The organism is Nocardia sp. JMUB6875 (assembly GCF_041154655.1).
Taxonomy (GTDB): domain Bacteria; phylum Actinomycetota; class Actinomycetes; order Mycobacteriales; family Mycobacteriaceae; genus Nocardia.
Map to the genome: position 1 here is coordinate 19,006 of NZ_BAAFGR010000111.1, position 9,199 is coordinate 28,204.

A 9,199-nucleotide genomic window follows, 5' to 3' on the forward strand; every position below is an offset into this window, starting at 1 on the left:
TCTTGCGCCCCAGGTGTACCGTAAGGTCCGATGTTCATACAGTAAGACACTGATTCCAGATAGTGAGACAGAGGTGATGGTCATGGCCACCGTGACGGAGATAGGCACGACGCGTCGGTGGACCATGCTGGGGCTCGGCGTCTTCGCCCAGACCGCGAGCGCGGTCATGGTGAACGGCGCGCCCTTCCTGCTGCCGGCCCTGACCCAGCGCGGATTGTCGCTGGCCACGGCCGGTCTGCTGGTCGCCATGCCGCTGGTCGGGCTGTGCTGCACGCTGATCGCGTGGGGTTGGGTCGTCGATCATGTGGGTGAGCGCACGGCACTGGTCGCCGGTCCCGCGGTGATGTTCGTCGCGGGCGCCGCGGCGGCCACCGTCTCGAACTACGTTGCGCTGGGGGCATTGCTGTTGCTGGCCGGTGCGGGCGCGGGCAGTACCAACGGGGCCAGCGGACGGGTGATCGTGGGCTGGTTCCCGAAGGATCAGCGCGGGCTGGCCATGGGAATCCGGCAGACCGCCCAACCGCTGGGCGTGGCCGTCGGCGCCCTGTCGATTCCGGCCGTCGCTGCGGCACACGGGTTCTCGACGGCCGTCCTGGTGCCCGCGGTCATGGCGGGCGTCGCGGCGATCGGCTGCCTGGTCGGGATTGTGGATCCGCCGCGACCCGAATCCGCCGGGGGCGCAGGGCGTCCCGCGAATCCCTACCGTGGGGATTCCACGCTGTGGCGCATTCACGCGGTGTCGATTCTGCTGGTCATCCCGCAGGCCACCATCTGGACCTTCGGGCTGCTGTGGCTGCATCGCGAGGTCGGCATGTCGCTGGCGGTCGCGGGCGCGGTGGTGACCGGCACCCAGATCCTGGGCGCGGCCGGGCGCATCGGCGCGGGCATCTGGTCCGACAAGGTCGGCAGCCGGTTGGGACCGCTGCGCACGGTGGCGATCGCGGCCGTTATCTCCATGTCCGCCTTGGCCGTAGCGGCCTGGGCGCACCAGTGGTGGGCGGCGATTCCGATCCTGGTGGCGGCCTCGGTCATCACGGTGGCCGACAACGGGCTGGCGTTCACGGCGGTGGCCGAGATCGCCGGGCCGTTCTGGTCGGGACGCGGGCTGGGCATTCAGAACACGGGTCAGAATCTGGCGGCTGCCGCGGTCGCCCCGGTGTTCGGCGCGCTGATCACCGCGGCCGGGTTTCCGATCGTGTACGCGCTGGTAGCCCTGATCGCGCTGGCCGCTGTCCCGTTGGTGCCCACCGGTTCCCGATGATCTGCTGATTACCGGCAAATCCGGAAGAACTGCGCCCGTTACGTTTTCGCATACCAATGCAATTGTGCGATATAACTCACTGCCCCAGCAGGTTTCGCCAAACCGCCTCCCAGGATGGCATTTTGGCGGCCCCGAGGGAACGTGCGAAGGGTGCGAATCGGTCGGGTTTCGGGCACCCGGACAGTGGTACGAACCAGTGAATCACCTTGTCGGCGTCGATATTCGGCCACCGGCACGAGAAAGCCCCCATCCCCGCGGTCGCGGGTATGGGGGCTTGACCGTTGAGGCTTAAACCGAGGCGGCGATCCGGTCGCCGATCTCGACGGTGGAGGCGGCGCCCGAGCGCGAGGCCAGGTCCTTGGCGACCGCGGACTCGATGCGCGCGGCCTCCTCGGCCTTGCCGAGGTGGTTGAGCAGCAACGCGACCGAGAGAATCGCGGCGGTCGGGTCGGCCTTGGACTGGCCCGCGATGTCCGGCGCGGAACCGTGCACCGGCTCGAACATGGACGGGTTGGTGCCCGAGGCGTCGATATTGCCCGAGGCGGCCAGGCCGATGCCACCGGAGACGGCGGCGGCCAGGTCGGTGATGATGTCGCCGAACAGGTTGTCGGTGACGATCACGTCGAAGCGACCCGGATCGGTGACCATGTGGATGGTGGCGGCATCGATGTGCTGGTAAGCGGTTTCGATGTCGGGGTACTCGGTGGCGACCTCGGCGACCGTGCGCGACCACAGCGAACCGGCGAAGGCCAGCACATTGTTCTTGTGCACCAGGGTCAGGTGCTTGCGGCGCTTGCGGGCGGTCTCGAAGGCGTAGCGCACCACGCGCTCGACACCGAAACGGGTGTTGGTGGAGACCTCGGTGGCCACCTCGTGCGGGGTGTTGGTGCGGATCGCGCCGCCGGTGCCGGTGTACGGACCCTCGGTGCCTTCGCGCACGACCACGAAGTCGATGTCGGGGTTGGCGGCCAGGGGGCTGGTGACGCCCGGGTACAGCTTGGACGGACGCAGGTTCACGTGGTGATCCAGCTCGAAGCGGGTGCGCAGCAGCAGGCCGCGCTCGAGTAGACCGCTCTGCACCGACGGATCGCCGATCGCGCCCAGCAGTATGGCGTCGTGCTGCTTGAGCTCCGGGATCACGTTGTCCGGAAGGATCTCGCCGGTGGCATGGAACCGCTTGGCCCCCAGGTCGTATTCGGTCTTCTCGACACCCGGCACCACCGCGTCGAGCACCTTGAGCGCCTCGGCGATGACCTCGGGACCGATACCGTCGCCCGGAATGACAGCCAGTTTCATGAAATCCATGCTCCGTTTCGAATGATCCGCTCCGCCTGGCCGGAGAGTCCACGGCCACCATAGCCGGTGCCCGGACAACCCCTTTCACCAGGGCGAATCGCTCCCAACCAGTGGGACGACCACCGCCCGAACGGCCTCGCTAGGCCCCGACCCCGGCCCGGCGGCACTCCTGCTGCACCTTCACCGACAGGGCGTCCGTCTGCCCCGACACCGTCCGGCACCACTCCCGCGCCTGCTCACCGCACGCCCGCTGCTGCTGCCCACCCATCGACCCGGCGGATTGCACTGCGACACAACCATTCTCGGACCGCCCATAGTCGGGCCGACGGTCCAGCAGCGCCCACGCCATCACCCCGACCACGATCAGCGCCATCACCACCCCGGTGCCGATCAGCAGATTGCGCCGCTCCCGCACCCCCAGCGGCTCGGTGGGAGGCGTCTTTCCTCGCATCGTCCAATGATGGCGGCTGCCGGTGGGGTTGCGCGGACGTTCGGCGAGAAGATTTCCCATGGGTGGATAGCACTGCGCCCCTTCCCGATTGACGGGAAGGGGCGCAGTGTCAGTTCAGGCGTAGGCCCGGTGGTCAGGCCAGGTCGACCTGGGCGACCTTGGCGGCGCCGACGGCCTCGGCGATGGCGGCCTGGACCTCCGCGGGGACGTCCTTGTTGACGCGGAGGATGACGGTGGCGCCTTCCTTGTCCAGGTCCTGGGTCATCTGGGCGGCCTGGATGTCGATGCCGGCGTCGCCGAGCTTGGAGGCCAGGCGGCCGAGCTGACCGGGCTTGTCCTCGTAGTTGAGGACGGCCAGGTTCAGGCCCTCGGCGCGCATGTCGTAGTTGCGGCCGTTGATGTTGACGATCTTCTCGACCTGGGCGGGCTCGGTCAGGGTGCCGGCCACGTTCAGGGTGCGGCCGTCGCCGAACACGGCGCGCAGGTCGACCAGGCTGCGGTGGGTCGGCGACTCCGAGTGCGTGGTGACCGACGCCTCGAGGCCGCGATCCTTGGCCAGCGACGGGGCGTTGACGAAGGTGACCGAGTCCTCGATCAGCGCCGAGAACACACCGCGCAGGGCCGAGAGCTCCAGTACCGCAACGTCTTCCGAGGACAGCTCGCCGCGCACCTGGACCTCGAGCGAGACCGGCAGCTCGTCGGCGAGGGCGCCCAGCAGCGCGCCCTGCTTGCGGACGATCTCCAGCCACGGGGCGACGATCTCGTTGACCGCGCCACCGGTGACGTTCACGGCGCCGGGCACGAACTCGCCCGCCAGCGCCAGCTGCACCGACTTGGCGACATCGGTGCCCGCGCGGTCCTGGGCCTCGGCGGTGGAGGCGCCCAGGTGCGGGGTCACGACGACCTGCGGCAGCTCGAACAGCGGGCTGTCGGTCGACGGCTCGGTCTCGAATACGTCGATGCCGGCGGCGCGCACGTGGCCGGAGGTGATGGCGTCGGCCAGGGCCTGCTCGTCGATCAGACCGCCACGGGCGGCGTTGACGATGATGACGCCCTTCTTGGTCTTGGCCAGCGTCTCCTTGTTCAGCATGCCCTTGGTCTCAGGAGTCTTGGGCAGGTGAATGGAGATGAAGTCGGCGCGCTCGAGCACCTCGTCCAGGGTCAGCAGCTCGATGCCCAGCTGGGCGGCGCGAGCCGGCGAGGTGTAGGGGTCGTACGCGATGACCTTGGTCTCGAAGGCGGCGAGGCGCTGCGCGAACAGCTGGCCGATGCGGCCCAGGCCGATGACGCCGACGGTCTTGCCGAAGATCTCGACACCGTTGAACTTGCTGCGCTGCCAGGTGTGCTCGCGCAGGGTGGCGTCGGCGGCCGGGATCTGGCGCGCGGCGGCGAGCAGCAGGGTGACGGCGTGCTCGGCGGCGGTGTGGATGTTGGAGGTCGGCGCGTTGACGACCATGACGCCGCGCTCGGTGGCCGCGGGGACATCGACATTGTCGAGGCCGACGCCGGCGCGGGCGACGATCTTCAGGTTCTTGCCCGCCTCGAGCACCTCGGCGTCGACGGTGGTGGCCGAACGGACCAGCAGCGCATCGGCTTCCGGCACGGCCGCGAGCAACTCGGGGCGGTTCGGGCCGTCGACCCAGCGAACCTCGACGCCGGAGCCCAGCGCGTCGACGGTCGACTGGGCGAGCTTGTCGGCGATCAGAACAACAGGGCGGCCTGCTTGGCTCACGGTGGGGTACTCCTGAGGAAGGGATCCGGATTTACGGGCGTCAGCTTAATAGTCGGGAATTCGCTGTGTTTTACCGCCTGGTAGGCAACCGCCATCAAAGCTGTGACCTGGGGTTATTGAAATTGATCGGATGAAAGTGGCCGGTCGGTCCAATTTGCTCCGAGGCAGAAATGACGAGAAGCCGGTCCCGAGCTGTGGCTCGAAACCGGCTTCCGCGAGCACGACTCAGGCGGCGACGTCGGCCGACAGCATCAGATCCACGACCGCGCCGTAGGCGGCGGTCCAGGTCTGCGCGAGTTCCGGCGTCCAGCCGTCACCCAGGAAGTGCTCGAGGGTGGCGAGCAGCGAGGCACCCGCCACCGGGTAGTGGTCGGCGACGACGCCGAGGCGGGCGTGGTGGGCGCCCAGCTGTTGCACGAAAGACGGGTCGTCGGCGAGGGTCTCGACATTGGTGACAATGCGGGCCAGGCCGGCCAGGAAGCGCTCCCGCTGCGGGGTCAGGTCCTCGGCGAACATGCCGCGGACCTCGGGGTGCGCCTCGAACAGGTGGTCGTAGAAGTATTCGACGGCCTCCGGGCCGATGGCGTCGACCTGCTGCCAACTCGACTGCAACGCTTCGATATTCACAGGGATGTCCCCCAATTCCGTTCTCGCGTGGGCTGTTGCGATGAATCTTGAACTGCTGGTGATGCCTCAGTTGTTGGCTGCGTGTTCCACGCCCGCGGCCGGTAGGTCCGGCGGGAACGAATCACCGGGCAGCACACCGAAAGTGGCTCCCGGCAGCGGCAGCAGCGCGAGCTTGTCCACCTCGACATTGAGTGTCGAGATCATGGCCTGCAACTGCGTCCGCAACAGCTCCGAGTAGGCGCGCAGCTGCTCGTGGCGCTGGCCCTCCAGCTCCGGATCCGGATAGCCGCCGGATTGGGCCGATCTCACGGATTCCCTTGCCCGCTGCAGCAATTCGCGCTGCTGGGCGCGCGCGACCGACATCAGGTCGCGCGCATGCTGTTCGGCGTGTTCGATAATGGCGTCGGCTGAGAGCTGCGCGCGGCTGAGCACGCTGACGGCGCGCGAGCTGATACCCAGCTCGTCCTTCTCCAATTCGTCCTGCAGCCTTGCGATCTCCCAGTGGGCGTTGGCCAGCTGCTGCTGCAGTTCGGCCACCTCACCGGCAGAAGCCATGGTCTGCATCTGCATCTGCAGGGCGTCCGCCTTGGACGCCAACTGCATGTTCTCTCGTTGCAGCCGTGCCAGTTCCGAGGAATTGCTGGTGAGCGTGAGATTCCGGTTCTCGCGGGCCAGCCGGACCATGGAGCCGCGCACCCGCTCCAGGAAGCGGTCGACCTCCTCGGCGTCGTAGCCCTTGCGGCCCAGTCGCGCGCCCCTGAACTGAACGGAACGAATATCGTCGGGTTTCACATCCATTGGGCCACCTCGTTCATCCGGCGCGGCTCGGCAGTCTGGCCCGGCGCTTGGCCGAACGTCTCGAATCTGATTGCGTGGCGCGGCATTCCGGCCATGGTCAAGGCCGAAACCGTCGCGCTCACCATGGCGGGCGAACCGCACACCAGGGCGGTGACACCGTTCAGGTCACGGCCGCGCGCGGCCACCGCGCCGACAGTGCCCTGCACGCCGTGGAATCCCGGATCCTCGGAAACCACCGGGGTATAGGAGAACCAGGGGTGTTCGGTGAGGGCGGTGAGCGCCTCGTGGTCGTAGAGATTCCACGAGGTGCGCACGCCGTGCAGCAACTGCACGCGGGGCACGGCGGAGTGCTCGGACTCCTGCACGAAACGATCGACCAGTGCGCGGAGCGGGGCCAGGCCCGATCCACCCGCGACGAGCAGCAGGCTCTCCACCGCGTCCGACGGAATCTGGAAGGCCCGGCCGACCGGTGAGCCCAGCCGGATCTGATCGCCCGGCCGCACCTGGCGCGCGAAGGTCGTGCTGACCTGTCCGCCGTCGACCACCTGGACATGGATGTCGAAGGTGCCGTCGGGGCGCGGCGCGTTGGCGGGCGAGTAGTAGCGCCACAACCGCGGCCGCTGCGGAATCTCGATGGCCAGCGCCTGTCCGGCCTCGTAGGCGTAGGGCTGGAACGGGCGCACGGTGTGCACGGTGACGTCGATGCTGCGGCGTTCGGTGGCGACTATCTCGGCGTCCCACCAGGCCGGGGTGTCGGCGGCCGCGTTGTCCGCCGCGGCGATCATGATGTCGGCCACGGCGTAGTAGGCGTCGGTCCAGGTCTGGGCCAGCTCGTCGGTCCAGCGCGGGCCGAGAAAATGAGCGAGGGTGGCCAGCAACGAGGCGCCCGCCGCCGGGTAGTGCGCGCCGACCGCGCCGAAGCGGCGGTGGTCGCGGCCCAGCTGGGCGACGAATTCCGGGTCGGCGGCCAAGGTTTCGACATTGCTGACGATGCGCCCGAGAGCGGCGAAGAACTTCTCGCGCTGCCCGGTCATCCGGATGGGGAACATGTCGCGCACCTCGGGGTGCGCCAGGAACAGATGCGAGTAGAAGTACTGAACGGCCTCGTCACCGACTCGCTCGACCAATCGCCAGCTGCTCTGCAGTGCTTCGACGTTCATCGGGGCAACAACACTCCACAACTCCCTATGGGACACGGCCACGACCGCACCACCGCGCGGTGCTCCAGAGTCATGGACGACCGTCCGACTACGCCGAACATAAGGCATTCATTCGGACGTGTCGAAACGTATATGAAGCATTCCACCCCAGCAAATGTCTGGCGAATCACGCCTCTGTTGTGGGGAATATTCCAGCACTGAGACGCCGGTCACAGATAGCCGAAAGCCCGGCGTCGGAGCTACGGAGTCCGAGGCCGGGCTTTCGAAAGTCGAATCAATCGACGGCGGCGGCTATCAGCGGCCGAAGGAACCGGTCCACAGGGTGTCGATGATGCCGTGGAAAGCGGCCGAGCCGGTGCTCAGGAGGCCGTTCAGGGCAGCGGAACCGGTGTCGATGATAACGGGGATCATGAAATTACCTCTTCGTATATTCAGGCGAACTTTCTGACATGAAGCGTATCGGGCGGGTTTCGTGGCCCGTTACGGGGATTAACACGATGTGACCGGCGTCACGTATCAATAATTCTGTGGCCGCGTTCATATGGGTGTCGAATTCCCGCCATATAACGCACCGATCACGCCCCTAATTCTAGGGGCACGACGCGCGAAAAACCCTTGGACCAGCGAGATCTGGGGCATTACCGTCGGTTCCCATGACCCTGCGTTCGATCCCCGACTCCATAGACCCGGCGGTGGTCGCCACGATCGACGGCGAACTGGACCGGATCGTGCGCGAACACCGCGTCGACGTGCTGCTCGCCATCGAGAGCGGCAGCCGCGCCTGGGGTTTCCCCTCCCCTGACTCGGACTATGACTGCCGGTTCGTCTACCTGCGCCCGGTGGACGACTATCTGACGCCGTGGCCGGGCCGTGATGTCATCGAGACCCCGTTGATCGGTCTGCTGGACGTCAACGGATGGGACCTGCTCAAGGCGCTGCGCCTGCTGGTCAACGGCAACGCGGTGCTCATCGAATGGCTGATGTCGCCCATCGTCTATCGAGGTGACCCGCAATTCCGGGACGAATTGCGCGCGCTCGCCGACGAAGTCGCCGACCGCGACCGGGTGGCCCGGCACTACCTCCACCTGGGCCGCCGCCAGTGGCAGCTATTCGACTCGAACCGTTCCCTGAAGAAGGTGTTCTATTCACTCCGCCCGGCCATGGCATTGCGATGGCTGCACGAGCACCCCGACAAAGCGGTGGCACCGATGCATTTGCCGACACTGCTCGCCGAATGCGACCTGCCGGACGATTTCGTAGAGTCGGTCGCGGAATTGACGGAATTGAAATCAAAAACTCGAGAAATGGGCTCCGGCGAAGTACCCACACCGATAGCGGATTTCATCTCCGCCGAGTTCGAGCGCGCCGCACTGGAATTCGTCAAGTCCGACCCGGCCCAACGGCAACATGCACAGGCTCTATCAACCGAATTCTTCCGCCGCCGCCTCCGCGGCTGAAAGAATCCATCGAGCATCGCCCCCGTGAAAGCGGCCTGCCCGGCGTGGATCAACCACGCCGGGCAGGCCGACGACGAATCGTGAGGGTGCGACAGCCGGTGCGCCGATGGTGAGCGAGTCGCCGAGAAGCAGTGCGGCTAGCGGTGGGCTCCGGCGGTGACCCACACGGCCACGGCCTCCGGCCCCTGCTTGGTGGCCCGCGCCTCGAACTCCACCCGCTGCCCCTCGGCCAGCGACCGGAACCCCTCCCCCGCCACCGCGGTGTACTCCACGAACACGTCGGCCCCACCCTCGTCAGGGCTCAGAAACCCGAACCCCTTCTCACTGTCGAACCACTTCACCCTGCCCTGCGCCATTACCCGACCTTCTCGCCCATTCCGATTACTTTCACGTCCCCGCACGTGCCGCGGTCCATGG

The 9,199-nt window shown here is 67.1% G+C and carries 9 protein-coding genes; 2 read left to right on the forward strand and 7 right to left on the reverse strand.

The annotated features are described in order from the left end of the window. Window positions 1-82: 82 nt before the first annotated feature. The gene (locus ACAM49_RS25945; protein WP_369638170.1) at window positions 83-1,261 is read left to right on the forward strand and encodes an MFS transporter; all 1,179 of its coding nucleotides are present in this window, start codon (window positions 83-85) and stop codon (window positions 1,259-1,261) included. 288 nt (window positions 1,262-1,549) lie between these two features. Here ACAM49_RS25945 and ACAM49_RS25950 read toward each other — a convergent pair whose 3' ends face one another. The 6 genes from ACAM49_RS25950 to ACAM49_RS25975 all read right to left on the reverse strand — a co-directional run bounded on the left by ACAM49_RS25950 (window position 1,550) and on the right by ACAM49_RS25975 (window position 7,325). Continuing rightward, window positions 1,550-2,557, reverse strand: a complete 1,008-nt coding sequence (locus ACAM49_RS25950) for a 3-isopropylmalate dehydrogenase (protein WP_369638171.1) — start codon at window positions 2,555-2,557, stop codon at window positions 1,550-1,552. 139 nt (window positions 2,558-2,696) lie between these two features. After that, complete coding sequence (locus ACAM49_RS25955; RefSeq protein ID WP_369638172.1) at window positions 2,697-3,008, reverse strand: hypothetical protein; 312 nt, start codon at window positions 3,006-3,008, stop codon at window positions 2,697-2,699. Between the two features lie 133 nt (window positions 3,009-3,141). Beyond that, complete coding sequence (gene serA, locus ACAM49_RS25960; RefSeq protein ID WP_369638173.1) at window positions 3,142-4,740, reverse strand: phosphoglycerate dehydrogenase; 1,599 nt, start codon at window positions 4,738-4,740, stop codon at window positions 3,142-3,144. A gap of 225 nt (window positions 4,741-4,965) precedes the next feature. Next, window positions 4,966-5,367 carry a globin domain-containing protein gene (locus ACAM49_RS25965; RefSeq protein WP_369638174.1) on the reverse strand — a complete coding sequence of 134 codons (402 nt, stop codon included), beginning with the start codon at window positions 5,365-5,367 and terminating at the stop codon, window positions 4,966-4,968. Between the two features lie 66 nt (window positions 5,368-5,433). Next, on the reverse strand, window positions 5,434-6,165 hold the full coding sequence (locus tag ACAM49_RS25970) for a DivIVA domain-containing protein (protein ID WP_369638175.1): 732 nt from the start codon (window positions 6,163-6,165) through the stop codon (window positions 5,434-5,436). Beyond that, on the reverse strand, window positions 6,156-7,325 hold the full coding sequence (locus ACAM49_RS25975) for an FAD-binding oxidoreductase (protein WP_369638176.1): 1,170 nt from the start codon (window positions 7,323-7,325) through the stop codon (window positions 6,156-6,158). Before ACAM49_RS25975 ends, ACAM49_RS25970 begins: the two co-directional genes overlap by 10 nt. A 653-nt stretch (window positions 7,326-7,978) precedes the next feature. Between ACAM49_RS25975 and ACAM49_RS25980 the strand changes: the two genes are divergently transcribed. After that, window positions 7,979-8,782, forward strand: a complete 804-nt coding sequence (locus ACAM49_RS25980) for a nucleotidyltransferase domain-containing protein (protein ID WP_369638177.1) — start codon at window positions 7,979-7,981, stop codon at window positions 8,780-8,782. A 137-nt stretch (window positions 8,783-8,919) separates the two neighbouring features. Here ACAM49_RS25980 and ACAM49_RS25985 read toward each other — a convergent pair whose 3' ends face one another. Beyond that, entirely contained in the window at window positions 8,920-9,138 is a 219-nt protein-coding gene (locus ACAM49_RS25985; protein ID WP_369638178.1) for a cold-shock protein, read from the reverse strand. Window positions 9,139-9,199: the final 61 nt, after the last annotated feature.

Bases quoted from the DNA above. Each gene is read 5' to 3' on its own strand.
- ACAM49_RS25980 (WP_369638177.1), top strand. From the start codon at position 7,979: ATGACCCTGCGTTCGATCCCCGACTCCATAGACCCGGCGGTGGTCGCC.
- ACAM49_RS25950 (WP_369638171.1), bottom strand. From the start codon at position 2,557: ATGAAACTGGCTGTCATTCCGGGCGACGGTATCGGTCCCGAGGTCATC.
- ACAM49_RS25985 (WP_369638178.1), bottom strand. From the start codon at position 9,138: ATGGCGCAGGGCAGGGTGAAGTGGTTCGACAGTGAGAAGGGGTTCGGG.
- ACAM49_RS25955 (WP_369638172.1), bottom strand. From the start codon at position 3,008: ATGCGAGGAAAGACGCCTCCCACCGAGCCGCTGGGGGTGCGGGAGCGG.
- ACAM49_RS25945 (WP_369638170.1), top strand. From the start codon at position 83: ATGGCCACCGTGACGGAGATAGGCACGACGCGTCGGTGGACCATGCTG.
- ACAM49_RS25975 (WP_369638176.1), bottom strand. From the start codon at position 7,325: ATGAACGTCGAAGCACTGCAGAGCAGCTGGCGATTGGTCGAGCGAGTC.
- ACAM49_RS25970 (WP_369638175.1), bottom strand. From the start codon at position 6,165: ATGGATGTGAAACCCGACGATATTCGTTCCGTTCAGTTCAGGGGCGCG.